The following is a 24,836-nucleotide window of genomic DNA, read 5'->3' as shown; positions in this document are numbered from 1 at the left end:
GGCGAAAGGATACGGAGGAAAAAATGTCGGAAAGAAAGAAGATGTCAATAACAAGCATTAAGTGGATAATAACACTTCTGTTGCTGCTTTGTTCCCTATTGGTACTATCGAGTTGCGCCAATAGTACCGGGGATCTCGTTGGCAATTGGGAATTAGTGCCCAGCGAAGGGGCTTTAAATGATACGGCGATGACCGGATATGTCTTTAACGAAAATGGCACCGTCAGTTTTTATAATGGTTATGATGGGAAGCTGACGATTTCAGAAGGAAACTGGCAGATCAGCGGTAACGACAAAAACTATCTGGAGTTGTGTTTAGATGAAGTGGATACACCAGAGCGGAAGATCCGGTTTAAAATAGCGGATGAAACCCTGTATCTTTTTTCAGATTCTGGAGAAGGAAAAAGCGCTTATGATAGCCGTTATCAAAAGACCGAGCAGTTTAGCTTTGAAAACTTAATTGCCGCAGCAAAAAAACAGAAGGAGAAAGAAAAACAGAATGCACAACTGTTTTGCACGCTGTCACCGCAAGAGATCATTGATCAGCTGAAAGCAGCGGGTCTGCCGATTGGGACAGTGGTGGTTTATACCGATCCTGATTATGCGACCGGTTTATTAAAGCAGCCCAATCTCCAACTGGCCCAGGCAGCCCGCTTTGAAGACCGCTCCGTTGAACAAGTGGAGAATCAGATTGAACCGATCGGCGGGTCGGTGGAAGTTTATCAGGATTATGCGGTAGCGAAACAGCGGTATGATTATTTGACGGTTTTTTCTGAGGTGACAGGAACCACCTATCAGGCGGGAAATGTCCTTTTGCGCCTGGACAATACGGTACAACCGGAAAGGCGAACACAATATGAAACAGCACTTTTAGGGATTGTTAAATAATCCAATCCACAGGAGGGATGAGCAGTGACCTATTTAATCCAATTTTTAAAAGAGAAAAAAACGATGCTGTTTTTAATTATTCTGGCAACAGTGATCCAGTCTTTCAGTATGCTGGCGGTGCCCTATTTTGCGGCAAAAATTATCGATGACGGGATTCTCAAAAAAGATCTGATGGCAATTGTGATATTGGGTTTGCAGATGCTGGCAGCGGTGGGATTATCAGGCCTGATTTCCTTATGGGCCAGCTACCAGAGTGCGGATTTGGCGGCACTTTCAGGAAAGTACCTGCGCGACCGGATTTTTGACAAAACCCAAATCTTGTCAATCCGTGATTTTAACCATTTTAGTACCGCTTCAATGATTACCCGGGCGACCAGTGATATTACGGTCATTCAGCAGACGGTGATTATGTTTGCTCAAATGATTTTACCGGCACCGATTATCGCGATAACAGCGATTATCATGACCATTGGCGTGAGCCCGACACTGGTATGGATTCCCATCATTGTGATGGTCGTTTTTATGCTGGCCATTTATCTTATCTTCATCAAAGCCAGCCCGATCTCGAAAACCATCCAAAAACGGTTGGACGTCATTAATCGCATTATGGGTGAAGCGATTACCGGGGTTCGGGTAATCCGGGCCTTTGACAATTCGGAATTTGAACGAAAACGAACCAATCAGGCCTTTTTAAATTATGCCGATAACGTGATCCGTTTGAATAAGACCTTTGCGGTGTTTAGTCCGCTGATCTGGTCGATTGTCGGGATCAGTATGGTCGCAGTATTATGGTTTGGCAGTTTTCTGGTGCTCAATGGCGAAATTCAGGTCGGCGGCATTATCGCCGTTTCAGAATATACCATTCTGTTGTTGATTGCACTGATCATGTCATCGATGGTGATGGTAATGTTACCGAAGATGAAGGCCTGTCTGGATCGAACCCAGGAGGTATTGGATACGATCCCGGAAATTGCGGACGAAACCCAGCTGCCGGCCTTGCGAAACCCGGATAATCCGGCAAAAATCGTCTTTGATCAGGTAAGCTTCTCCTATCGAGGCGCGGAAGAGTCGGTTTTGGAAGGCATCAGCTTTTCCTGTGAGCAGGGTAAAACGACCGCCATTATTGGGGGTACCGGGTCGGGTAAGAGCACCATTGCCAGTCTGATGCTGCGTCTTTATGATGTGGCCAGCGGGGTGATTACCCTGGAGGGGACGGATATCCGTCAGATGACCCAGCATCAGCTCCGGGAAGCCATCAGTTATGTGCCCCAGAAGGCAATGCTCTTTAGTGGCACCATTGCTGACAATCTGCGGATGGGAAACAGCCAGGCAATCCCCGCGGAATTGGAACAGGCCGCCCAAATCGCCCAGGCGCATGACTTCATTACCGAGCTGGCAGAAGGCTATCAAAGTCCGGTGGCTCAGGGCGGTACCAATTTTTCCGGCGGCCAGAAGCAACGGTTATGTATTGCCCGGGCGCTGGTAAAAAAAGCCCCGGTATATATTTTTGACGACAGCTTTTCAGCCCTGGATTTTAAAACCGATGCGTCGCTTAGAAAAGCACTGAAAAAAGAGATGGCGGATGCAGCGATGGTGATTGTGGCCCAGCGGGTCAGCACCATTATGGAGGCCGATCAGATCATTGTGCTGGATGCGGGCCGGATGGCCGGTATCGGCCGGCATGAGGAACTGATGAAAAGCTGTTCCGTTTATCAGGAAATCGTCGCGTCTCAGCTTAGCGAAACGGAGGCTGACAGTTTATGAAGAAACAGCGAAAGAAACCACAGCAAGAGAATCAGCAAGCGCTTAATGCCGAAGATTTGCCTAAAATGGAAGATCTGACTGAAATGGAAGATATCCCCAAAAACTCTAAAGCTTCAGCCAAACGATTAATGGGGCTACTGTTAAAACAGAAGGGGGCCCTGCTGATCATTCTGCTAACAGCCGTGGTCAGTAACGGGCTTTATGCCCTTACCCCCATTATTATGGGGAAAGCTCTGGATCAGCTGATTCAAGCCATCAGCGCCAACGGCATCGGCGGCAGTTTTGAACAGTTGGCCGAGATCGTGGGGTTGCCCCTGTTATTGTTAGCGACGGCCTATCTGATAGGGGCGGCATTCTCCTTTCTCCAGGAATACACCATGGCCAGTGTGGGTGAAAAACTGGCCTTATCGTTGCGGGAGAAAATAAGTGAAAAGATCACCAGACTGCCCCTGCATTATTATGATGCCAATGAAACCGGCGTGGTTTTAAGCCGAACCACCAATGATCCCGATAAGATCGCCGAGATTTTAAAAACCGGGGCTCTACAGTTTACCAATGCGCTTTGCAACCTTGTTTTTAGCATTGTTATTATGTTTGTCCTGAGCCCTGTCATGGCCGTGATCATCATGGCCACGATGTCACTGAGTGTTTTTGCGACCAAGTGGATTTCCGGAAAAACACTGGCGATTTTCTATGAAAATCAGAAGGTGTTAGGGGAATTAAACGGAAAAATCGAAGAATATTATACCGGCAACCTGATTATCAAAAGCTTCAACCAACAGGAGCGGGTCATCCAAACCGAGCGGGAGTTAAGCGAGCGCCAGTATCAAGCCAACAAAAAATCACAATTTGTGATCTATGCCATCTATCCGGCGATCCGCTTTCTGACCCAGTTGAGTTTTGTGGTAACGGCCATTGTGGGTGGCATCTTTGCCATTAATGGCACCATGACGATTGGGACGGTGCAGGCTTTTTTGCAGTATGTCAATCAGATTGCCGACCCGATTACCCAGTCTTCCTACTTTATCAACTCGATGCAGGCCGCCCTGGCATCGGCAGAACGGGTTTTTGAATTTCTGGACGAACCTGAAGAGGTGCCTGAAACCAGCACGCCCAAACAGATTATCGAACCGGATGGGGCGGTGGCATTTGAACATGTCCGCTTTGGTTATCATCCCGATGAACTATTAATGGAGGACATCAGCTTTACCGTCAGACCTAACGAGATGGTGGCTATTGTCGGGCCTACCGGTGCCGGCAAGACCACCTTGGTCAATCTGCTGATGCGGTTCTATGAGCTTGATGGCGGCACCATCAAAGTTGATGGAATTGATATTAAAGACCTGTCCAAAAGTGGACTGCGGCGGATGGTCGGAATGGTCCTTCAGGATACCTGGCTCTTTAAAGGGACCATTGCTGAAAATATTGCTTACGGCAAGATGGATGCCACCCGGGAAGAGATTATTCAGGTGGCCAAGGCGGCCCGCTGTGACCATTTTATCCGAACCTTGTCAGAAGGTTATGATACGGTAATCTCCAATGAAGAAGGAACGGTTTCCCAGGGGCAAATGCAGCTGTTAACCATCGCCCGGGCGATGCTGGCCAATCCGGCGCTGATGATTCTGGATGAAGCGACCTCCAGCGTTGACACCAAAACCGAATTGCAGGTCCAGAAAGCGATGCTTTCGAGTATGAAGGGAAAAACCAGCTTTGTCATTGCCCACCGGCTGTCCACCATCAAGTCAGCGGATCTGATTCTGGTAATGAAAAACGGCACCATTGTTGAAAAGGGAACCCATCAGGAATTGCTGGCCGCGGATACCTTTTATGCGGATTTGTATAACAGCCAATTTAATAATCTGGTGGGGTAAAGAATGCCAAATAAAACGAGAAACAGTGGTTGGATTTAAGTAGGGAGGAATTTTGGATAATTTTGTGGTAGATGAAATGATAGAAAAACTAAAGTGTAAATATATCAAACGATGGTGGAGCACTGACAAGTGTTTCCCTGTTTTGGGCGAAGAAATTAGCATCAAAGAAAAAATGATCCGAGAAAAAGAAATGAATCAGTTTATCAATGACCTTTTTTCGCATTTAAAGCAATGCCCAAAGAATAAAGATCAGCAAACGGCCTGGAAAAATTCTTTATGGGCGCTGATAAAAAACTTTGGCGAACAAGTGGGTTTTACGGAAGAGTCGGTTAGTCAAGACTTTGCCGAAGCCCTTCCCACCGTAACGCATCAGTTTATTGGCAGGGTAAAAGCGTTTAACGCAGAGATGAAATTGGACAAAATGCTGCAAGCCCTGAGAAATGTCTGGATCATGAATTTGCTCCAGGTTTTGTTTCAGGTCAAGGTCGAGTATACCCCTGCCATTTTTGCTTATAGTATGCTTTATCCGTATACCGATAATTATTTAGACGACCCGGAAGTGTCCTTTGAGGATAAGCAACAGGTCAGTAAACGCTTTAGACTCCGGTTAGAAGGTGAACAAATAGAAGCGGATAATGCCTACGAAGCGGACTTATTTAATTTTGTTGGGATGATTGAGAGCCAATATACTCGAACGGGTTTTAAAGAATTATATGAAAGTCTTTTAGCTATTCACGATGCCCAATATAATAGTGTGATGCAGCATAATGAGATGACTTCCCCTTACGAAAGAGACGCCTTGGGAATAAGTGCTGAGAAAGGCGGAGCGTCGGTGCTGGCGGATGCCTATTTAGTGAATGGTAAGCTTTCTGATATTCAGGTGGATTTTGCCTTTGCGTATGGTGTCCTGCTTCAGTTATGTGATGATTTACAAGATGCCAAAGAGGATCTGAAAAATGGACATATGACTATTTTTTCGGTGACTTTAAAAAAGTGGCCGTTAGATAAGCTAACCAATGCTTTGTTTGATTTTTCTAATACAATAATGGCAGATTCATATGAGCAACTAGATCATGAGGAATCCTGTAAAATGAAACGCTTCCTCCAGAAAAACCTGACCCTATTGATATTTGAAGCTATTTCACAAAACCAGGATTATTATAGTACAGAATATATCAAGGCCATCGAAAAATATCTGCCGTTTAGAATGAACTATACGAAAAAGCTTTATAAAAAGCTAAAGCGGAATTATGCGAACTTTAAAAACGTTGCCGGATATACCATTGATGATGTCATACTAATCGCAACGGAGGTTTTTTAAGGTTAAATTATTTTATGATGATTATAAATGATGTCACAGGGACTGCCCTGGGCAATAAATGTTTTTAGCAAGGGCAGTCAAGCAATTTGCTCCTTGATGGTCTAGAATAAAGACAAGGGAGGTGAGAAAAATGGAAGAGGCACAGATTTTTCAGGCCGTGCAGCGGATGCAGGACTATATCGAAACCAATCTAACCCGGAAGATTACCTTGAAAGAACTGGCCAATGCCGCCGGATATTCGCCCTGGCATGCGGCCAGGCTGTTTAAAGAAGTGGTCGGGAAAGCCCCCTTTGATTATATTAGGGCGTTAAGGCTCACCAAGGCGGCGCTTTTGCTCCGGGATGGAGAGATGAAGATTGTTGATGTGGCCATGGATTTTGTCTTTGATTCCCATGAAGGCTTTACCCGGGCATTCTCCCGGGAATTTGGGATGGCCCCCAGTAAATATGGCCGGCAGACACCGCCAATCCAATTATTTATGCCTCAGAAAGTTTTCGACACCTACCAGTCCATGCATAAAGGAGCGAAAAAAATGAGTGAGAAAAAAATGAAGGAACAACAAAATTCCCGGACCGTATTTGTCCAGGTGATTGAACGACCGGCCCGGAAGCTGCTGTTAAAACGCGGCGTCAAAGCAACTGAGTATTTTGCTTATTGTGAAGAAGTCGGCTGTGAGATCTGGTCGGTCCTCACCAGTGTGAAGGAAGCCTTATACGAACCGATCGGAATGTGGCTGCCCAGGCATCTGATCCGGGAAGGTACGTCCCAGTATGTTCAAGGCGTGGAGGTGCCACTGAATTATGCCAATGTTATTCCGGAGGGTTATGAGCTGATTGAGCTGCCGCCCTGCACGATGATGGTGTTTCAGGGCGAACCCTATGACGATACTGATTTTATGGCCGAAATTGATGCGATCTGGGAGCATGTTAAACGCTTTGATCCAACCGTTTACGGCTACCAATGGGCGCCGGAAGCAGCACCCCGCTTTCAGCTGGCACCGATGGGCTACCGGGGGTACATTGAAGCCTATCCGGTCAAAGCCATTAACAAAATCTAGTCTGATCTAACACCCGATGAGCCGGTTCAAAGACGTGAAAATTTTTTTCGCTTTGAACCGGTTTAATATTTCGATATAATATGGGTATATTAAGGAAAAACAGACAAACAGATTGGAGTGAGCAAAATGGATTTCAAGATTTTTGAAAAATTCCCCTTTTCCTATGACATGGAAACCCTGGACAATGAACTTCATTTAAGAGGCAATGAAGCGATGCAGGATATTCTCGAGCCCATATATGAAATGGTGGAGCAGGTTGCCAGGCCCAAGGCAATTTACTTTCAAGCTCAGGTTACGGAAAAAACCGATGAATGGGTTAAAATCAACGGCGTGCTTTTTGAAAGCGCACTGCTCAGGGGTTATGTCAATCAGGGCGATCTGGTTTTTCCCTATATTGTTACTGTCGGCACCGAGTTGGATGATTATTCTAAAACCCTGAAAGATTCCATGGATCTTTTTATGATTGATGAGGTCATGAATCTGCTGGTCAATACCGGCAAGGTCTTTGTGGCCGATGCGGTGAAAGAAGAATCGGGTTGGTCAATGGTTCAAGACTACGTTCCCGGAAACGGTGAAGAATGGTCAACAGTGGAACAAAAAAGGCTCTTTGACATGTTTGCCGGTGAAACCGCCAAAATCGGGGTCACTCTGGGGGATAATTATTTTGTGCTGCCGGGGCGATCCACCATCGGGATTCTATCACAAAAGAGCTAAATGACAGGTAATTAGTATTTTAAAATGCCGTTAGCAGATGAGATATTCATCGGCTGGCGGCATTTTTGTTTTAGGGGTATTAAAAATACACGAAAAGAATGGTTTTTTCTAAAATATTTCTGCAAAATAAAAAATTATCAGGTTATTGAATAAATCTGAATAACTTTTGTTCAATTGTTTAAACAAAACCTAAACATTTAGGGGTACAATCGTTCCACGATTAATTTAAGAAATAAATTTGCAGATAAGGTGGAATCACAATGAATTTGGATCCCTATCAAGTTTTGGGGGTACCTCACGATGCCAGCGATGAGGACGTCTCAAAAGCATATAAAAAACTGGCGAAGCAGTACCATCCGGATTTGAATCCGGGCAATCAGGAAGCCGCCCAGAAAATGAGCGAGGTCAATGCGGCCTATGACTTGATCAAGAGCGGCCAGGCCAATCTGGCCTACGGGAATGCCCATGGCACTGCCAGTACCTATCGACAAAGCCATTCAGGACAAACCAGAACCTATACCTATCGCTATGCCAGCAGCGATGGCCGGACCGGTCAGGCTGACCCGTTTGAAGGGTTTGATCCCTTTGAGTGGATTTTTGGAGCATATTCCAGACAGCGGCAGAGCTACAGTTTTGAAACAGCAGCAAACTATATCAATATGGGGAATTATGAAGAGGCACTCAATGTCCTCAATCATCTTACGGATCGCAGTGCCCAATGGCATTTTTACAGTGCCATCGCCAATTATGGCCTGGGTTACCGGGATGTGGCCCGGGAACATGCCCGCATGGCCGTTGAGATGGAACCGGATAATAGCGAATATCAAAACCTGCTGAATCAAATGAGTGGCCGACGCAGTTGGTTTGGAGGGACTGGTCGGCGGGCTTCAAATTTTTCGCCGCTGGGTACCATTGTTAAGCTGTTTATTGGCTTTTACGCGATTCAGTTCTTGCTTTCGTTTTTAGGATTAATATTTTAGAATCGGTGGTTAAATAGATTAGGAGACGATAAATGGAAAGTTTAAAAAATAAGCTGATCCGCTTTATGGCTGACCGTTACGGCATTGATCAGCTTTATTATGCCGGGTTATTTCTGGCTCTGGGGCTGATGATGATCAATATGATGGTCAATTCAACGATCCTGATGGTCATTTCAAACGGCTTGATCCTGCTGATGGTGTTACGGGGGTTTTCCCGAAATATCAGTCGTCGGCAGCTGGAAAACGAAAAGTTCCTGAAACTGTGGAACCCCGTTAAAAAAGCAGGCCGGATCTTATTTCGGCGGATCAAAGAAATCCGGGTCCATCGTTACCGGAAATGCCCCCATTGCAAGAAGACCCTGAAGCTGCCGATCAAGCGGGGTAAACACATGGTTAAATGTCCGGAGTGTAAAGAGAGCTTTGTGGTTCGGGTGATCGTGTAAAGAACATCAAATAAATTAGTAGACGGTTAGGATAAAAAAGAAACCCAAGGACTTGCAGTGTTAAGATTGCGCTCCTTGGGTTTTGTCAATTTTACGATTAAAGAAAAATAGTTGATAAAGTGAAAAGGTCAAAGAAAATCATATTATATCTGTATTCCTTAATAAGTACAGGCAGTTAAATCCCGTAATCTTTAAAGAAAATTAACCTGCCAAAACAGATAACGTTTCCAGTAGTTATTTATTTAACAATCTTTGGATTTTGTGTTATAATTCAGAAAAGATAAAATTTTACTAAAAGCGGCCAGAGAGCAACGACGGTCCCGGCAAACAATGGCGGCGACGTTGAAGTCAATCTGTTTCTGAGCAAAGGTTTTGGAGGTCCAATCAATGATCAACACAGATTTAAAAGAAGAGAAAGCGAAAATTCGGCAAGAGGATGGGGTCAGCGAAATTAAACTCACCTGCAACACCTGCCCCCGTCAATGTGTAATGACCCTGTTGATGGAAGGGCTTTCGATATTGATGGTAAAAGACGATGGCTGTAAAAAAGGCAGCAAGTTTGCCTATCGGGAAATAAAGAACCGTAAAAAACAGAGATCCATTAATGGGATGAATTGTTCGGGAATGGACCCCATGGAAAAAGCAATATGACCCAGAAAGAAGCCTTTCGAGTCAAAATAATAAGAATAGAATTTACACTTAGAGCAATCAGAACTGAGGTTTTGGTTGTTTTAATTTTTTGAGGATTCCTATTATTTTATTCGCTCAGTGATGAAATCACAGAGAATCGGGTAAGTATCTGTTAAGATGAATCATGTTAAATAATAAACAAAGCATGTAATTATAAAAAGAAATCAGGTGAAAATAATGAAAGATGTAACCCTGTTTACCACCCAGACCTGCCCCCACTGTAAAACGGCAAAGGCTTTTCTCAAACAAAATCACATTCAATTTGTGGAGAAGGACGTTAATGTTGACGCCGCGGCCCAACAAGAAATGGCCCGTAGGGGTATTCGTGGGGTACCCGCTTTTATCATCGGCGATGATGCCGTGATCGGTCTGGATCAGGCCAAGGTATTGGAACTGGTCGATCATCGGGTGGTGGCCTGTCCAAACTGTCAGGCCAAGCTGCGGGTGCCCACCGATAAGGGAAAAATCAGCGTTCGCTGTCCCAAATGTAAAACCAGCTTTGAAACAAAATGAACGAATATATAACTAAGGAGAGAAATCGATGAAAAAAATACTAATTGTGGGTGGTGTCGCTGGCGGTGCCACAGCGGCGGCCAGACTCCGTCGCTTAAGTGAAGAAGACCAGATTATCCTGTTTGAACGGGACGAATATATCTCGTTCGCCAATTGTGGATTGCCCTATTACATCGGCGATGTGATTACCGATCGTCAGAAACTGTTGGTTCAAACGGTAACTGGGATGTCCAAACGGTTTAACCTGGATATCCGCAATTTTAGTGAGGTAACAGCCATTGATCCGGATAAAAAAACCGTTGCGGTCAAAAACCATCAAACTGGAGCGGTTTATACCGAGAGCTATGACAAGCTGATCCTCTCGCCCGGGGCCAAACCCATCGCTCCGCCGATTCCGGGATTGGCGGAAGCCAAAAACATCCTGACTCTGCGGAACATTCCCGATACTGATAAAATCAAAGCCGTGGTGGACAGCGGCAAGGTCAGCCGGGCAGTGGTCATCGGCGGTGGTTTCATCGGCGTTGAAATGGCCGAAAACCTGCAGGAATTGGGCATCAATGTCACTTTAGTGGAAAAAATGAATCAGGTCTTAAAACCATTGGATTTTGAAATGGCCCAATTGGTCCATCAGGAAATCAATGCCAATGGCGTTAATATTATCCTCGAAGATGGGGTTGATCATTTCCAGAATGAGGGCCATGAAGTGGTGCTGGAGAGCGGCCAGGTGCTTCAGGCCGAGCTGGTTATTCTTGCCATTGGCGTGGTACCAGAAAATGCTTTGGCCAAGCAGGCCAATCTGAAAGTGGGTCCCCGGGGGCATATCGTCACGACCGCTAATTATGAGGTTTACAGCGGCGAAAGTGATGCCGTAAATCCCGATGTTTTTGCCATCGGCGACGCCGTGGAAGTGGTCGATTTTGTCACCAAAACCGCGACCGCCATTCCGCTGGCCTGGCCGGCTAACCGTCAGGGACGACTGGTGGCCGATTATATCAACGGCAAAAAAATCGGCAATGCCGGTATTCAGGGAACCGCCGTGGCGAAGGTGTTCAATCAGACCATTGCCGCCACCGGAAATAATGCCGCTCTGTTGGATATGAAAAAAATCCCCTATCAGGTGGTGGTAGCCCACCGGAGCAACCATGCCGGGTATTATCCCAATGCCACCAATATTGCGCTGAAACTGTTGTATGACCCGCAAACCCTGAAAATTATCGGCGCTCAGGCCGTTGGCCAGGAGGGCACTGAAAAGCGGATCGATGTGATTGCCACGGCCATGAAATTGGGTGCAACGGTACTGGATCTTCAGGACCTTGAACTCAGTTATGCGCCGCCGTTCTCATCAGCGAAGGATCCGGTGAACATTCTGGGTTATATCGCCGAAAATATTCTGGATGGGGTTTATCAAACCGTTCAGTGGCATGAAATTGATCAGATTGTGGCGGATGGCGGCTTCCTGCTGGATGTGCGATCACCAATGGAAGTCAGGGCTGGCGGGATTAAGGGTGCCGTGAATATTGAGCTGGATAGTCTCCGGGATCGGATTGGCGAAATACCAATCGCCAAAGACGCCCCCATTTATGTAACCTGTCAGGTGGGACAGCGGGCTTATCTGGCTATCCGCATTCTGCAGGGGCACGGTTTTACCAATATTTACAATCTGGCTGGCGGATACAGTACCTATAAAACTGCCCATTATCAATTGGCCGCCCTCAATTTTGGGACTACTGCAAAATAGGTTTTAAAAAGACGGTATCAGAAATAAAGAACAAAATTAATAATTTCACAACAAAACCCTCAACAATTTTCGTTTGTTGAGGGTTTTGTTTATAAATTCTTTTTTAGCTTTTTCAGTTTTAAGTAAGTGGTTTCCGGTAAGATGCCGATAATCGTCTGGCAAAAGGCCAGCCCGGCCAGCCCGCCGAGGATAAAATGCAGGGCCGGTATTTCTGGAAGCAGATGATTAATCACCAAGTTGGCGAGATTAAAAATAGCAAATAACAAAAGTCCGATTTTCAGTTCTTTTCGCATCGTTGATTTCATTGTGATTACCCCGCTCCGTTACATGGTTTTCAGACAATAAAGCTTAACCACGGCGCTGACTGATAGTTGGGCCGCTACGGCGCTGACCAGGGTATAAAATACCACAATGTTAAAATATCCGGCGACAATGGCGGCAATAATCATCAGAACTGATGTTATGGCAATGAGCGGCATACCGGCTTTGCTACGGATGGTTTTCATCCGTTCGTCATTTTCCTTATTGTACAATATCTTTAGTTTAGTTTCATCATTAATTGCCAGGCTCAGTTTGACGATGTCAAACAGCGAGAAGCCGAAGATGCTGATAATCAGACCAAACTGGAACCCCGCCACAAAACCGTCAGAGTGGGTTGCCGTTGAGTGGTCTGAAAAAATTATTGAATAAATATTAAATGCCCCCAATACCAATGATACTAATGTCATTCCTGAAGAAATGGCAATTCTTCGTTTAACCGTTTTTCTAAATTTTTCCATCATGTTACCTCCTAAAATTCATTTTCTTCTGAAAAGTCAAAAACTTCTTCAATGGTCAGCCCAAAATAGTGGGCAATTTTATAGGCCAGTACCAGCGAAGCAGTATATTTACCGACTTCAATGGAGGTAATGGTCTGTCTGGTCGTGCCCACCGCCAGTGCCAGTTCTTCCTGGGATAGTTTTTGTTCTTTTCGTAATTCTTTGATTCGTGTTTTCATATTACACCTTCTGATAATCTGCATAGCATACTTTGCATTTTTAGTATAGTTTGCTTTGCATAAAATGTCAAGTCCGCTTTGCAAAAAAAACAAAAAAAGAATGACTCAACATTTAAGACATAAAACGGAGCTAATGATACAAAATAAAATCGGGTCTTTCAATTAAAAAACAGCCTTTATCCATATAACCGTCACATAACCCATCTATAATAAGAAAAAAGAGGCGGGCACTCCAGGAACCTGATAAAATTTCTATTACAATCCTGAGTAAATCCCCAATTGTTTGATAACAAGGCGGAAATAATACGCTTCACAATAACATCTTAACAAAGAGAGAGAAGAGGAAGTACAATGAAAAGACTAAAAATTTTGATACCATTTTTATTAATCATGATGGTATTGTTGGCCGGATGCAGTTCAAACTCCGCAACGACAACGACAGAAACCACGGCTGAGGCAGTCACCGAGACCACGGCGGTATTAAGTGCGGTGGTATCGCCCACATCGACAATTGTTGTCGATCCGGAATTTACCGACCGGGATCTGGAAACGAGCTATGATGACGCGACCGCAGTTCAGGTAACTCTGGATGGTAGCAATATCCAGGTAACCGGTGACGGCGCCAGTGCCAGTGACGGGGTCCTGACCATCACCAAGGAAGGGACCTATGTGGTTACCGGGAATCTGACTGACGGGCAGATTGTGGTAGCAGCAGCCGATACCGACAAGATTCAGATTGTGCTAAATGGTGCGACCATCAATTGTGCCGACAATGCTCCGATCTATGTAAAAAGTGCCAACAAGGTCTTTGTTACCTTGAACGCCAATACGGTCAATACCTTAACCGATGGTGGGGCCTATGTGCAGACCGATGACAATACGGTCGATGGGGTTATCTTCAGCAAAGCGGATTTAACCATCAATGGCGAAGGGGCCTTGAATATTACAACAAACAATAACCATGGGATTGTGTCAAAGGATGATCTGGTCATTACCGGAGGTACTTATAATATCACTTCAGCAGATGATGCACTTAGCGGTAAAAACAGTGTCAAAATTAAAAATGGCACCATTACCATCGATTCGTCAGCAGGCAAGGGGATTACCTCAAAGAACGCCGATGATACCACAAAAGGCTATGTTTACATTTGCGGCGGGACGATCACCATTAAAAACAGTACCGAGGGGATTGAAGGGACAGCGATTATAGTAGAAGGCGGAACCATTGACCTTATTTCATCGGATGACGGGTTTAATGGCGCCAGTGCCAGCGCCGCGGAAACAGATACCGGCGGAAAAGGCGGTGGCGCGGCCATGGAAAATGATGCGAACGTCTATGTTTCAATTTCCGGTGGCACCATCAGCGTCAATGCGGCTGGTGACGGACTTGACAGTAACGGCTCGTTGTACATCTCAGGAGGCACTGTTAATGTCAGCGGCCCCACCAACAGCGGCAATGGTGCCCTGGATTATAATGGCACCGCCGATGTCAGTGGCGGAACCGTTGTGATTGCCGGCAGTACCGGAATGGCTCAGTCATTTTCCGAAACCTCGACTCAGGCATCCTTGCTTTACAACCTCACATCAAGCTGTGCAGCCGGGACCGAAATAAAATTGACCGATGCCAGCGGCAAGACTGTAGTAACATACACCCCGGATAAAACCTATCAATCGGTGGTGATCAGCACTCCGGATCTGGCCCAGAGCTCAACCTATACCCTGACCTGCGGCAGCCAAAACGTGGAAATCCCGCTGACCGGGATCGTCACCAGTAACGGCCAGACCGGAATGGGTGGACCCGGCCAGGGTGGCCAGAATCAACCCCAGGGCGGCCAAAAACCGCAATAGCAGAACAGATTACCAAAGAATAGAGAAATAACGAAAAGACATGCTCCTTCCAATGGAAGGACATGTCTTTTTTTTCGAAGAAAACAATTGAATCCTGCTAGTATAAATCAAACCAGATGCAATTTCACCTGAATAATGGTATCATTTAACAAAGGATTATCAGAATAATCAAATCGAAAGCGTTCCCGACCAGGTCGGGGGATGGGAGTACGTGTGAACTGGGATTGTTTAATTGTCGATGATGAAGTAGAACTGGCGAAAGCGACCTGTGAATATTTTGAAATGTTTGGCCTGAGCTGCGCCGTTGTGACCAATTCTGAGGATTGCGTCTTATTCATGGAAAACAATCAGGTTAAACTGATTTTATTGGATATCAATCTGGGAAATGACAGCGGTTTTGAATTGTGTAAAGCACTCCGAAAAAATACCGACGTGCCGATTCTTTTTATCAGTGCCCGGCAGAGTGATGATGATGTCCTGATTGCGCTGAATATCGGTGGCGATGATTATATTAAAAAGCCCTATTCCCTTAGCGTTCTGCTGGCTAAGGTGAAGGTCATCATCAAACGCTATGATGGGGCGGCGCAAAAAGCCGAAAGTAGTGATGGGGTCAGCGGGCAAATAAAAGATCAGGACCGTTGCGGCAACCTGAGAATTGATAAGGATGCCATGAAGGTCTATCGCAATGAAAAAGATGTGGGTTTCAAAACCAAGGAATTCAAGCTGTTTTTATACCTTTATGAAAATAAAAACCGGGTGATTGCCAAAGATGAGTTGTTTGCCAAAATCTGGGGGGATGCGTTTTTCAGTGATGGCACCCTGAATGTCCATATCCGGAAAATTCGCGAGAAAATCGAAGAAAATCCCAACCAGCCAAGGCTGATTAAAACCATCTGGGGCACCGGATATATTTTTGAGACGGAAGAAAACGAATAGCCCTGGCGCTCTTCTTGCCGATATAATAGATTACTTAGTTGAGGAAATGCATGAAAATTAGAAATATGGTGATCCTGTTTACGGTGATCATGCTAGGTGCTTATCTGGCCGCAATCACCACCATCAATACCTCCCAGATCAATCGGGTCGATGTTACCGAGATCAACCAGGTCGCTAAGACTATCGAACAAGACTGGCGCGCTGGCGATACAAAAAAATCCGGTGCGAATGGGGGACTGTCCTACCAGATTGCTCTGGTGACGGATGAAAATTATCAGGCCATTCTTTATGACGGCATCAAGAATCGTCAGACGATCATCGATTTGACCGGAAACGCAGTGGATGGCCAGGAAGAATTGCTGGGGAAGATCATTATTCTGACCGACGGTAGTGAAGAAGCGACCATGAAAAGAAATCTGACGTTCATGATGACCCTTACCTTTGGGCTGGTATTGATCATGGTTTATCTGCTTTTGGGGCTGGTGCATACGTCGATTCTCAGGCCCTTTGGGGTGATGAAAGAGTTTGCCCAAAAAATTGCCGACGGTGATCTGGAGTTCCGGCTACCGATGGACCGGGGCAATTACTTTGGCGCTTTCACTGAAAGTTTTGATCTGATGCGGGAAGAGTTGAGAAAGGCCCGGCAGGGTGAATATCAGGCTAATACCAGCAAGAAAGAGCTGGTGGCGGAACTGTCCCATGACATAAAAACCCCGGTGGCCACCATTAAAGCCATCTGTGAGTTACTTGAGATCAAGCTGGCAACTGTGCAAGCTGAGGATTTGCCAGGGTCAACCGCAGCAACAACGATCGCTGAAAGTATCGCAAAAATCGCGGTGATCGATGCCAAAGCCGACATCATTGACGCGCTGATCAGCAATCTTTTCCACGCCACCCTGGAAGAACTGGAAATGCTGCAGGTCAATGTCAGCGAGCAACCCAGCACCGTGATCATCCGGATGTTCAAGGAAATGGATAATTTTGGGAAAATCCGCTTTAAAAATGACTTGGCGGAGTGTCTGATCTTTTGTGATCCGCTGCGGCTGGGTCAGGTGATTGACAATATCATCAGCAATTCTTATAAATATGCCAATACCGATATCAACATCTGGTTTGATCTGGACAAAACAGCCAAAAACCTAACCATAAAGATCAAAGATTATGGGGCGGGGGTGGATCCTGACGAATGTCCGCTGGTGTGTGAAAAGTTTTTTCGGGGATCTGGGGAAATGGTCCAAAATACCCCGGGCTCCGGGCTGGGCCTTTATCTGGCCCGACAGTTTATGGCCGCCATGGACGGCAGCATCCACTGTTATAATTCGGATGGGTTCGTGGTGGAACTGGGTATTAAAGTGGTGTAAGGGTCTATCCATTTAAGAAACAGATAAGGATTTAATAAGAGTTGGCAAAAGACCGGTTAAGAACATATGAAATATAATTAGGCCATGGAAAGCAAAAGCCGACCATGGTCTTTTATCTTCGGGATAAAGATCCAATCTAGTCAATCGGGAGGAACGTATGTCAAACACCATTCTAAAAGCAGAAATGCTCAGTAAAACCTATTCAAACGGCAGCATCATGCAGCACGTTTTAAAAAATCTCAACATCAAAATTAAAGCCGGTGACTTTACCGTCATCATGGGGAGCTCGGGTTCGGGAAAATCAACCCTGCTTTATGCCCTTTCGGGGATGGACAAGCCGACCCTGGGAACCATCGATTTTAAAGGCGAAGCGATTTCCAATTATTCCAATGACAAGTTGGCAGTATTTCGCAGAAAGCATTGCGGCTTTGTGTTTCAGCAGATCTATCTCAATGATACCATGACCGTGCTCGATAATATTATGATCTCGGGGCTGCTGGTCAGCCGTGATAAAAAGGCCATTGCCAACCGGGCCAAGGAACTGCTCCAGCAGGTGGGGCTAAGTGATGCCTGCTATCATAAATATCCGTCCCAACTTTCCGGCGGCGAAGCCCAACGGGTGGCGATTGTCCGGGCGCTGATCAATGCACCGGAAATCGTCTTTGCGGATGAACCCACCGGGGCGCTCAATTCGACCAATGCCATCAATGTGCTGGATGTGATGACCGAGGTGAACGCTTCCGGTCAAAGCATCATCATGGTGACCCATGATATCAAAACGGCCCGCCGGGCCAACCGCATCCTTTATCTGAAAGATGGGGTCATCATCGACGAGCTGAATCTGGGCGCTTATGTCAAGGATGATCCGGACCGCCATAAAATCCTCCGGGAATTTCTGGAAAGCATGGGCTGGTAGCATGAACATTCTGATGATTGCGACCAACAATATCAAGAAGGCCAAGGTGGCCACGGCCACCCTGATCATCCTGATTGCGATTGCCACTATTTTTCTCTATGTGGGCATCAGCGTGCTATCAAATATGGACACCTTTATTGATCAAAAAAATGCCGAAACCAATGGCGCCCATCTGATCTCAATCACCGACGGTGCCCACGATCAGGAGATTCAGGATATTTATCAATCTATCGAAGCCTATTCCTACAGTGAACGGGAAGAGGGGATGATGTCGATGTCGTCCTCATTTCAGAATATCAATACTGGGGAAGAGGCCAACAGTATTCCGGCGGTTTTTCTAAATCTGGATACTGCCCGGAAAATTTCCCAGGTGAATATTATTGATCAGGCCGAAAATATGCCGAAAAATGGCGTAATTGTGCCCTATGTTTTGAAAGTAGCCAACGGTTATCAAACCGGGGATACCCTAAAAATGACGGTTGATGATGCCAGTACCGAGTTTGAGATCGCCGGTTTCTATGAAGATCTGATGTTTGCCAGTCCTTCCAATGTCAGTATGTATAAATTGTTTCTGGGCGATCAGCAGTTCCAGGAATTCCTGGCGCAGCCGGAGTATGGCTCAAAATGCAGCTACATTGCGGTGATCACTGATGATATTAATGGCACCGAAGCATTTGAATCGGAGTATATTAAAGAAATAAAAACGATTATGCCGGAAGGCACGGGCAGCTATGCCTCCCTTAGTTATGGAACAATGAAAACGGGGGTGGCCATCTTTATCAATATCATTATGGCGGTGCTATTGTCCTTCTCGATTATCATTCTGGCGATTGCCGCCATCGTCATCAAGTTTTCAACCACCACCCATATTGAAAACAATATTAAAAATATTGGTACCCTGGAAGCCATGGGTTATACAACAAGACAGATCCTTGGTTCGATTCTAGTGGAATATCTGCTGATGACCGCCGTCGGATTTATGGTGGGGCTGGGAGCCGCGCTGTTGATTTCACCGGTGATTACCAATGTGGTGTCATCGTCAATCGGGCTGCGTTGGGCCACCGGACTTTATCCTCAGGCTGTGCTGGCAAGTTTGGGCGTGATAACGATCGCGGTATTGGGAATTTCCTATTTCAGTGCCGCAAAAATCAAAAAAATCACCCCTTTAACAGCGCTGCGCAGCGGCATCGAAACCCATCATTTTGGGAAAAACCGCATCCCGCTGGATCAGACCCGGCTGAGCCTTAATACGGCCATGGGTTTTAAGTCGCTGATTTTCAATAAACGGCAGAATCTCATTGCCGGGTTGATTATCATGCTGCTGAGTCTGGTAACCGTGTTTTCGCTGGCGTCCTACTATAATTTTTCAGTCGACAAAACCGCCATGATCAAATTAATTGGACTAGAAACCGCCGAGGTTCAAGTGACGGCATTGGCGGATGAAGCGAAGATATTCGAAGAAATTGCCGCGATGCCGGGAGTTGAAGATACCATCAGGCTCAATTCTTTTGATGGCATGATTAAATTTAAAGATAAGGAAAGCAGTGCCAATACCCGAGTAACCGCAGACTACAGCCGCCTGAAAGTTAACACCTGCGTGAAGGGCAGGATGCCGGTACATGATAATGAGATCGCCATCACCAGTATTGTGCTGGATAATCTGGGCGCCCAGATGGGGGATACGGTGTCGATCGACTATAACGGCACAACCCGGGAATTTCTGGTGGTGGGAGTCACCCAGCAGTTCAATATGCTGGGCCGAGGCGCTGCCATTACCACCGCCGGGATGAAAAAACTGGTACCGTCCTATCAGGAGCAAAATCTGATGATCTATCTGGCGGAGGGTCAGGATACCGAAAAGTTTGTCACTAAAATAAATAATCAATACGGAACTGATAAACTACAAACCAACAGCTATTTTGCGTCCATCGAAATGATGCTGGATTCCTTTGAAGCGTCGATAAAAATTGTTGTAACCGGTTGTCTGGGGATTATTGCCGTGATTATTGTGTTCGTCCTATTTCTGGTGATCCGGGTACGGATCTTGCGCGAGCGAACCCGACTGGGGGTTTCCAAGGCCATTGGTTTTACCGCCAATCAGATGATTGGGCAGATCTTAATCAGTCAGATGCCGGTTATCATCGGGGCTGCGGTGGTCGGGGCCATCGCTGGCTATTTTGCCACCAATCCGATGCTGGCCCTGATGCTGGCGGCCAATGGGATCCTAAACTGCGATTTTTATGTCGCGCCCAGCCTGGTAATACTCACCGCCATCGGAATCAGCCTGCTGGGACTGGCAACCGTGCTGATCGTTGCCGGCAAGATCAGAAAGATCAGCCCCTGCCAGATGTTTGAAGAAGGGGTGGATTAAGATTGACTGCTCAAGGGTGAAAGCAACGTGTAGCTGAAAATAGCCGGCTGCAGCGGGACTGTTTTTAAGAGAATCATGGTCGACCATTGAAAAAAGATGACGCAACTGGTATGATGAGGAAAATTGGATGTTCTGGATTCCGGCTGTATGTGGACAAGTCGGATTAGAACAGAGAGGATTGCGACGCATGCCATCTAAAATTAACCCCAAGGATAGTACTAGAGTGCCGGTAGAAATCAGCGAAAAGCGGTTTGCCGATATCAAAAAATATATTGATGACCACTATGTGGATGAACAGCCGATTTATGAACGAAATAGGGAATTCGAACCGGAACTGTCTCAGTATAATCGGGTGAGCATGAACGCTCAAATGGAGAAGTTGGCCGAGAGCCAGCCCTTTATGCCGGCCCCGTCGGTAACAATCAAAAGAAGTCTGGCCGATGTGTTGGGGAACTTGGACGAGTCATTTTCAGAAATGCTGTTGCGGCTGATTGATCAGAAGGGCATGACCGATGTCGAGACCTATAAGAAAGCCAATATTGACCGAAAATTGTTTTCCAAGATCCGCAGCAAAAAAGATTACAATCCCAGTAAGGCCACCGCCATCGCCTTTGCCATTGCTCTGGAGCTGAACCTCGACGAGACCCATGATCTCCTGGGCCGGGCCGGCTATACCCTGTCCCACAGCCATGAGTTTGATCTGATTATTGAATATTTTATCAGCGCCGAAAACTATAACATTTATGAAATCAACGAAGCCCTCTTTGCCTTTGACCAGGCCCTGCTGGGCGCCTGATTGTCGTTTTAAAAGCGACCAACGGCCAGGCTAATCGTGTTATCCTTTGATTATCAAAGAAACGGAGGATAATATCATGAACACAAACGATAGCAAAACCATAAAAACAGAACTGGTCTTTATTCTGGATAAAAGCGGCTCGATGTCAGGATTGGAAAGCGATACCATCGGTGGTTACAATGCCATGCTTAAAAAACAGCAACAAGCGACCGGCGAGGCCCGGGTCACCACCGTGCTTTTTGATGATGGCTATGAAGTGCTTCATGACCGGATTGATATTCAGGGCGTCGCCCCGATTACTGAAAACGAGTATTATGTGGGCGGCTGCACTGCCCTGCTGGATGCGATCGGAAAAACCATCCACAAGATTGCCAATGCCCAGCGTCATACTCAGCCGGAGCATCGCTCCGATCAGGTGATCTTTGTGATCACCACCGATGGGCTGGAGAATGCCAGCCGGGAATATAGCTATGAAAAGATCAAGAAGCTGATTGAACTGGAGAAAACCCAGTACCAGTGGGAATTCATTTTTCTGGGAGCCAATATCGATGCCATCGAAACCGCCGCCCGGTTTGGGATCGATGCCGACCGAGCTGCCAATTATCATGCGGATGGCGCTGGCACCCAATTAAACTATCGGGTAGTCAGTGAGATGGTCAGTGAATTTCGGGACAGCAACCCCATTCCCGCTAACTGGAAGGCCGAAATTGATGAAGATTTTGAACGGCGGGGAAAAACCGAAAAAAGCCATAGCGCTGAAAAAAGTGTGTAAGAATACCGTTAAATTCGGCAAACAAGCCTCCAAATACCCAAAAGTATTTGGAGGCTTGTATTATTTTAGACGGAGAAAGCAGTTAAATTTCGTACGTTTAGAATTCTCATTTCACACGCATTTTTATTACTTCCAGTGAATGGCCCGGTTTTCTGCGGCCAGGGCCGCTTCTTTAATCGCTTCACCAACGGTGGGATGGGCATGGATGGTCGAGATAATTTCTTCCACCGTCGATTCCAGCCGCAGCGCCAGCGCCCCTTCGACAATCAGATCGGTGGCCCGGGGCCCGAGAATATGGACACCCACCACTTCTTTATATTTTTTATGAGCGATAATCTTTACCATTCCTTCGGTATCACCCATAATCAGCGATTTGCCATTGGCGGCCAGGGGGAATCGGCCGATCGAATAATCCATTTCCCGACCCCGGATATCTTCTTGAGTCAACCCCACACTGGCGAATTCGGGGTTGGTGTAGACACAGGAGGGGTTGGTTTTTTCGTCATAAACGGCCGCATGACCCATGGCATTTTCAGCAGCGATCTCCCCCTGCTGTGAGGCCACATGAGCCAGCATGGTTTTCCCCAGACAATCGCCGATGGCGTAAATGTTGGGGACGTTCGTCTGCATTTTCAGATTCACAAGAATGCCCTTTTTATCGGTTTTGATGGTCGTGTTATCCAGTCCCAGTGTTGATAATTCGGCTTTTCGGCCAATTGCCACCAATACCTTTTCACCGCTGATGGCACTGTTGTTACCATCCTTGTTGATGTTAACGGTCATCTGCTGGTCATTGCCATCAATCGACAATACCTGAGCACCGGTTAAAATTTCGATCCCATCCCGCACCAGTTTTTTCCGTAACATTTCCCCCAGTTCTCCGTCCATTAACGGCAGAATTCCCGGTTGCATTTCGACAATGGTCACCTTGGCGCCAAACTGATTGTAGACCGACGCCATTTCCACACCAATGACGCCGCCGCCAATAATCACCAGTCGTTCTGGAACGTGATCCAAAGACAGGGCGCCAGTGGAATCCAGGCAGTTGGGATGATCAATACCGGGAATCGGCGGAAGAGCCGGTATCGAACCGCTGGCAATGATGATTCTATCCGGCCGCAGCTCATCAGTTTGGCCAGACGCTTCAGTCACCAGCAAGACATCATTGTTTAAAAACTGGGCGGTGCCAGCGATAATGTTAATGCCGTTGGCCTTAAGCAGTCCTTTGACACCGCCAGCTAGCTTAGTGCTGATCTGCTCCTTATGCTGTTGGATTTTTTTCCAGTCATAACCAACCTCAGGAATAACCAAGCCGATTTTGGCAGAATTTTTAGCTTCGGTCAGCACCTCAGCAGAATGGAGCAGCGCCTTAGTGGGAATACATCCCACATTTAAACAGGTGCCGCCCAGTTTTGTTTTTTCGATCAGGGTGACCTGGGCACCCAGCTGGGCCGCCCGAATAGCGGCCACATAGCCCCCGGGGCCGCCACCAATGATAGCAATATGGTTCATATTTTACCTTCTTTCACAGCACTTATACCAACAACAGCCCGGGGTTTTCAAGATATTCCCCGATTCGCTGTAAGAACTGAGCGGCCAGGGCCCCATCAATGATCCGATGGTCGGCGGTGAGGCTCAGATTCATCATTGGCCGAATGGTGATTTGACCACCGACAACGACCGGCGTATCAACCATGGCATCAATCCCTAAAATCGCCAGCTCCGGCTGATTGATAATCGGTGAAAAGGCGGTGATCCCATAGGCGCCCAGATTAGTCAGGGTAAAGGTTCCGCCGGTCAGGTCATCCATCTTGGTGCGGCCGGACTTGGCTTCGGCAATCAGTTTTTCGGTTTCTTCAGCAATCTGAGATAAGGATTTGGTGTCACAGTTTTTTACATTAGGCACCAATAGTCCCGAATCCAGTCCGATCGCCAGACCGATATGGGCATGGGGATGAAGAATCAGGGTATCATCAACCAGGCTACCATTAATATGCGGGAATTCCCGCAAGGCCTGGGCGCAAACTTTCATGATGATATGATTAAAGGTCAGCTTGAGACCCCGTTTGTCAAATTCCGGTTTTAGTTTTGTCCGGAATTCTTTCATGGCAGTGGCATCCAGCGGCCGGGTATAGGTGACCCGGGGCGAGGTGCTCCAGCTTTCACTCATCCGCTTGGCAATGGTTTTCCGCATCCCCTTAAGCAGGATGGTTTCTGGGGCTGCTTCGGTTGTTGACGATTCAGTCAGCCAGGCTTCTACATCTTTTTTCATAATCCGACCATCGCCAGACAGGGTGCTTAAATCAACGCCAGCCGCATCGGCCATTTTTTTAGCAACCGGAGAAACAGATACCTTTTGGTCAGCTTCGGTTGCCGGGGTATAATTGTTGACATCGTCCACGGTAATGCTGCCCTTAGTGCCGGTACCGGTGATTAAACCAAGATCAATTCCCTTTTCTTTAGCCAGTTTTTTAGCTAACGGCGAAGCATTGATCCGGCCGCCAGCTGTTTTGGCAGGCGTCTCAGCAATAACGGTAGCAGCTACGGGTGCCGCCGCCTCATCCACATGGGGAGCAGCGCTACCGGATAATAAGCTGGAAATATCTTCATTGGCTTCGCCAATGACCGCAATCGGTTCCAGGCAGGTAACAGTCGCGCCGTCGTCTTCGATAATTTTTAGTAGCACCCCAGCTTTGGGGGATTCAAATTCATTAGTCAGTTTATCAGTCTCAATTTCGCAGAGAATATCGCCTTCGGCAATCGCATCCCCCACAGCCACATTCCAGCTGGCAATGGTACCTTCTGTCATTGTCAGCCCAAACTTGGGCATGACGATTAATTGTGCCATAATAACCTCCGTA

Annotated in this window: 23 protein-coding genes; 18 read left to right on the top strand and 5 right to left on the bottom strand. The window is 46.6% G+C overall.

Annotation, left to right across the window (positions count from 1 at the left end):
• The first annotated feature begins 23 nt into the window (after positions 1–23).
• The 11 genes from ABGU93_RS09305 (at position 24) to ABGU93_RS09255 (ending at position 11,978) form a co-directional block, all read left to right on the top strand.
• Entirely contained in the window at positions 24–887 is an 864-nt protein-coding gene (locus ABGU93_RS09305) for a hypothetical protein (RefSeq protein WP_347413190.1), read from the top strand.
• Positions 888–911: 24 nt separating this feature from the next.
• Positions 912–2,651 (top strand): ABC transporter ATP-binding protein, encoded by a 1,740-nt coding sequence (locus ABGU93_RS09300; RefSeq protein WP_347413189.1) that lies wholly within the window; start codon positions 912–914, stop codon positions 2,649–2,651.
• The gene (locus tag ABGU93_RS09295; protein WP_347413188.1) at positions 2,648–4,522 is read left to right on the top strand and encodes an ABC transporter ATP-binding protein; all 1,875 of its coding nucleotides are present in this window, start codon (positions 2,648–2,650) and stop codon (positions 4,520–4,522) included. Before ABGU93_RS09300 ends, ABGU93_RS09295 begins: the two co-directional genes overlap by 4 nt.
• Positions 4,523–4,574: 52 nt before the next feature.
• Positions 4,575–5,843 carry a hypothetical protein gene (locus ABGU93_RS09290; protein WP_347413187.1) on the top strand — a complete coding sequence of 423 codons (1,269 nt, stop codon included), beginning with the start codon at positions 4,575–4,577 and terminating at the stop codon, positions 5,841–5,843.
• Positions 5,844–5,973: 130 nt separating this feature from the next.
• Entirely contained in the window at positions 5,974–6,900 is a 927-nt protein-coding gene (locus tag ABGU93_RS09285) for an AraC family transcriptional regulator (RefSeq protein WP_347413186.1), read from the top strand.
• Positions 6,901–7,026: 126 nt separating this feature from the next.
• Positions 7,027–7,614, top strand: a complete 588-nt coding sequence (locus ABGU93_RS09280; RefSeq protein ID WP_347413185.1) for a hypothetical protein — start codon at positions 7,027–7,029, stop codon at positions 7,612–7,614.
• A gap of 260 nt (positions 7,615–7,874) precedes the next feature.
• Positions 7,875–8,594 (top strand): DnaJ domain-containing protein, encoded by a 720-nt coding sequence (locus ABGU93_RS09275; RefSeq protein ID WP_347413184.1) that lies wholly within the window; start codon positions 7,875–7,877, stop codon positions 8,592–8,594.
• A gap of 32 nt (positions 8,595–8,626) precedes the next feature.
• Positions 8,627–9,037, top strand: a complete 411-nt coding sequence (locus tag ABGU93_RS09270; protein ID WP_347413183.1) for a hypothetical protein — start codon at positions 8,627–8,629, stop codon at positions 9,035–9,037.
• Positions 9,038–9,424: 387 nt separating this feature from the next.
• Positions 9,425–9,688, top strand: a complete 264-nt coding sequence (locus ABGU93_RS09265) for a hypothetical protein (protein ID WP_347413182.1) — start codon at positions 9,425–9,427, stop codon at positions 9,686–9,688.
• A gap of 216 nt (positions 9,689–9,904) precedes the next feature.
• Complete coding sequence (locus ABGU93_RS09260) at positions 9,905–10,240, top strand: glutaredoxin domain-containing protein (RefSeq protein ID WP_026393342.1); 336 nt, start codon at positions 9,905–9,907, stop codon at positions 10,238–10,240.
• 28 nt (positions 10,241–10,268) lie between these two features.
• On the top strand, positions 10,269–11,978 hold the full coding sequence (locus ABGU93_RS09255) for an FAD-dependent oxidoreductase (protein WP_347413181.1): 1,710 nt from the start codon (positions 10,269–10,271) through the stop codon (positions 11,976–11,978).
• An 89-nt stretch (positions 11,979–12,067) separates the two neighbouring features.
• On the opposite strand, the gene ABGU93_RS09250 is transcribed toward ABGU93_RS09255, so the two are convergent.
• Genes ABGU93_RS09250 through ABGU93_RS09240 form a run of 3 tightly spaced genes read right to left on the bottom strand, consistent with a single transcriptional unit; the run spans position 12,068 to position 12,975 of the window.
• Positions 12,068–12,283, bottom strand: a complete 216-nt coding sequence (locus tag ABGU93_RS09250) for a hypothetical protein (protein WP_347413180.1) — start codon at positions 12,281–12,283, stop codon at positions 12,068–12,070.
• An 18-nt stretch (positions 12,284–12,301) separates the two neighbouring features.
• Entirely contained in the window at positions 12,302–12,757 is a 456-nt protein-coding gene (locus ABGU93_RS09245) for a hypothetical protein (protein ID WP_347413179.1), read from the bottom strand.
• A gap of 11 nt (positions 12,758–12,768) precedes the next feature.
• Positions 12,769–12,975, bottom strand: coding sequence for a helix-turn-helix transcriptional regulator (locus tag ABGU93_RS09240; protein WP_347413178.1), 207 nt, complete (start codon positions 12,973–12,975; stop codon positions 12,769–12,771).
• Positions 12,976–13,326: 351 nt separating this feature from the next.
• Between ABGU93_RS09240 and ABGU93_RS09235 the strand changes: the two genes are divergently transcribed.
• The 7 genes from ABGU93_RS09235 to ABGU93_RS09205 all read left to right on the top strand — a co-directional run bounded on the left by ABGU93_RS09235 (position 13,327) and on the right by ABGU93_RS09205 (position 21,975).
• Positions 13,327–14,823: a carbohydrate-binding domain-containing protein gene (locus tag ABGU93_RS09235; protein WP_347413177.1), complete on the top strand. Its 1,497-nt coding sequence runs from the start codon at positions 13,327–13,329 to the stop codon at positions 14,821–14,823.
• A 201-nt stretch (positions 14,824–15,024) separates the two neighbouring features.
• Positions 15,025–15,759: a response regulator transcription factor gene (locus tag ABGU93_RS09230; RefSeq protein ID WP_347413176.1), complete on the top strand. Its 735-nt coding sequence runs from the start codon at positions 15,025–15,027 to the stop codon at positions 15,757–15,759.
• Positions 15,760–15,809: 50 nt separating this feature from the next.
• On the top strand, positions 15,810–17,120 hold the full coding sequence (locus ABGU93_RS09225; protein ID WP_347413175.1) for a HAMP domain-containing sensor histidine kinase: 1,311 nt from the start codon (positions 15,810–15,812) through the stop codon (positions 17,118–17,120).
• A 157-nt stretch (positions 17,121–17,277) separates the two neighbouring features.
• Positions 17,278–18,036, top strand: a complete 759-nt coding sequence (locus tag ABGU93_RS09220; RefSeq protein ID WP_347413174.1) for an ABC transporter ATP-binding protein — start codon at positions 17,278–17,280, stop codon at positions 18,034–18,036.
• A gap of 1 nt (position 18,037) precedes the next feature.
• Positions 18,038–20,407 carry an ABC transporter permease gene (locus tag ABGU93_RS09215; RefSeq protein ID WP_347413173.1) on the top strand — a complete coding sequence of 790 codons (2,370 nt, stop codon included), beginning with the start codon at positions 18,038–18,040 and terminating at the stop codon, positions 20,405–20,407.
• Between the two features lie 187 nt (positions 20,408–20,594).
• On the top strand, positions 20,595–21,203 hold the full coding sequence (locus tag ABGU93_RS09210; RefSeq protein WP_347413172.1) for a hypothetical protein: 609 nt from the start codon (positions 20,595–20,597) through the stop codon (positions 21,201–21,203).
• A 76-nt stretch (positions 21,204–21,279) separates the two neighbouring features.
• Positions 21,280–21,975, top strand: coding sequence for a vWA domain-containing protein (locus ABGU93_RS09205; protein ID WP_347413171.1), 696 nt, complete (start codon positions 21,280–21,282; stop codon positions 21,973–21,975).
• A 126-nt stretch (positions 21,976–22,101) separates the two neighbouring features.
• Here ABGU93_RS09205 and lpdA read toward each other — a convergent pair whose 3' ends face one another.
• Positions 22,102–23,487: a dihydrolipoyl dehydrogenase gene (gene lpdA, locus ABGU93_RS09200; protein ID WP_347413170.1), complete on the bottom strand. Its 1,386-nt coding sequence runs from the start codon at positions 23,485–23,487 to the stop codon at positions 22,102–22,104.
• A 22-nt stretch (positions 23,488–23,509) separates the two neighbouring features.
• Positions 23,510–24,823, bottom strand: coding sequence for a dihydrolipoamide acetyltransferase family protein (locus tag ABGU93_RS09195; protein ID WP_347413169.1), 1,314 nt, complete (start codon positions 24,821–24,823; stop codon positions 23,510–23,512).
• Positions 24,824–24,836: the final 13 nt, after the last annotated feature.

Source organism: Acetobacterium sp. (genome assembly GCF_039830195.1).
In the GTDB taxonomy this organism is placed as follows: domain Bacteria; phylum Bacillota; class Clostridia; order Eubacteriales; family Eubacteriaceae; genus Acetobacterium.
Note: the sequence above shows the minus strand (reverse complement) of the source record. Positions and strands in the feature narration are given on the sequence as shown.

Bases quoted from the DNA above. Each gene is read 5' to 3' on its own strand.
- ABGU93_RS09255 (WP_347413181.1), top strand. From the start codon at position 10,269: ATGAAAAAAATACTAATTGTGGGTGGTGTCGCTGGCGGTGCCACAGCG.
- ABGU93_RS09220 (WP_347413174.1), top strand. From the start codon at position 17,278: ATGTCAAACACCATTCTAAAAGCAGAAATGCTCAGTAAAACCTATTCA.
- ABGU93_RS09260 (WP_026393342.1), top strand. From the start codon at position 9,905: ATGAAAGATGTAACCCTGTTTACCACCCAGACCTGCCCCCACTGTAAA.
- ABGU93_RS09210 (WP_347413172.1), top strand. From the start codon at position 20,595: ATGCCATCTAAAATTAACCCCAAGGATAGTACTAGAGTGCCGGTAGAA.
- ABGU93_RS09235 (WP_347413177.1), top strand. From the start codon at position 13,327: ATGAAAAGACTAAAAATTTTGATACCATTTTTATTAATCATGATGGTA.
- ABGU93_RS09195 (WP_347413169.1), bottom strand. From the start codon at position 24,823: ATGGCACAATTAATCGTCATGCCCAAGTTTGGGCTGACAATGACAGAA.
- ABGU93_RS09215 (WP_347413173.1), top strand. From the start codon at position 18,038: ATGAACATTCTGATGATTGCGACCAACAATATCAAGAAGGCCAAGGTG.
- ABGU93_RS09230 (WP_347413176.1), top strand. From the start codon at position 15,025: ATGGGAGTACGTGTGAACTGGGATTGTTTAATTGTCGATGATGAAGTA.
- ABGU93_RS09265 (WP_347413182.1), top strand. From the start codon at position 9,425: ATGATCAACACAGATTTAAAAGAAGAGAAAGCGAAAATTCGGCAAGAG.
- ABGU93_RS09240 (WP_347413178.1), bottom strand. From the start codon at position 12,975: ATGAAAACACGAATCAAAGAATTACGAAAAGAACAAAAACTATCCCAG.
- ABGU93_RS09205 (WP_347413171.1), top strand. From the start codon at position 21,280: ATGAACACAAACGATAGCAAAACCATAAAAACAGAACTGGTCTTTATT.
- ABGU93_RS09275 (WP_347413184.1), top strand. From the start codon at position 7,875: ATGAATTTGGATCCCTATCAAGTTTTGGGGGTACCTCACGATGCCAGC.
- ABGU93_RS09295 (WP_347413188.1), top strand. From the start codon at position 2,648: ATGAAGAAACAGCGAAAGAAACCACAGCAAGAGAATCAGCAAGCGCTT.
- ABGU93_RS09245 (WP_347413179.1), bottom strand. From the start codon at position 12,757: ATGGAAAAATTTAGAAAAACGGTTAAACGAAGAATTGCCATTTCTTCA.
- ABGU93_RS09225 (WP_347413175.1), top strand. From the start codon at position 15,810: ATGAAAATTAGAAATATGGTGATCCTGTTTACGGTGATCATGCTAGGT.
- ABGU93_RS09250 (WP_347413180.1), bottom strand. From the start codon at position 12,283: ATGAAATCAACGATGCGAAAAGAACTGAAAATCGGACTTTTGTTATTT.
- ABGU93_RS09285 (WP_347413186.1), top strand. From the start codon at position 5,974: ATGGAAGAGGCACAGATTTTTCAGGCCGTGCAGCGGATGCAGGACTAT.
- ABGU93_RS09270 (WP_347413183.1), top strand. From the start codon at position 8,627: ATGGAAAGTTTAAAAAATAAGCTGATCCGCTTTATGGCTGACCGTTAC.
- ABGU93_RS09305 (WP_347413190.1), top strand. From the start codon at position 24: ATGTCGGAAAGAAAGAAGATGTCAATAACAAGCATTAAGTGGATAATA.
- ABGU93_RS09280 (WP_347413185.1), top strand. From the start codon at position 7,027: ATGGATTTCAAGATTTTTGAAAAATTCCCCTTTTCCTATGACATGGAA.
- lpdA (WP_347413170.1), bottom strand. From the start codon at position 23,487: ATGAACCATATTGCTATCATTGGTGGCGGCCCCGGGGGCTATGTGGCC.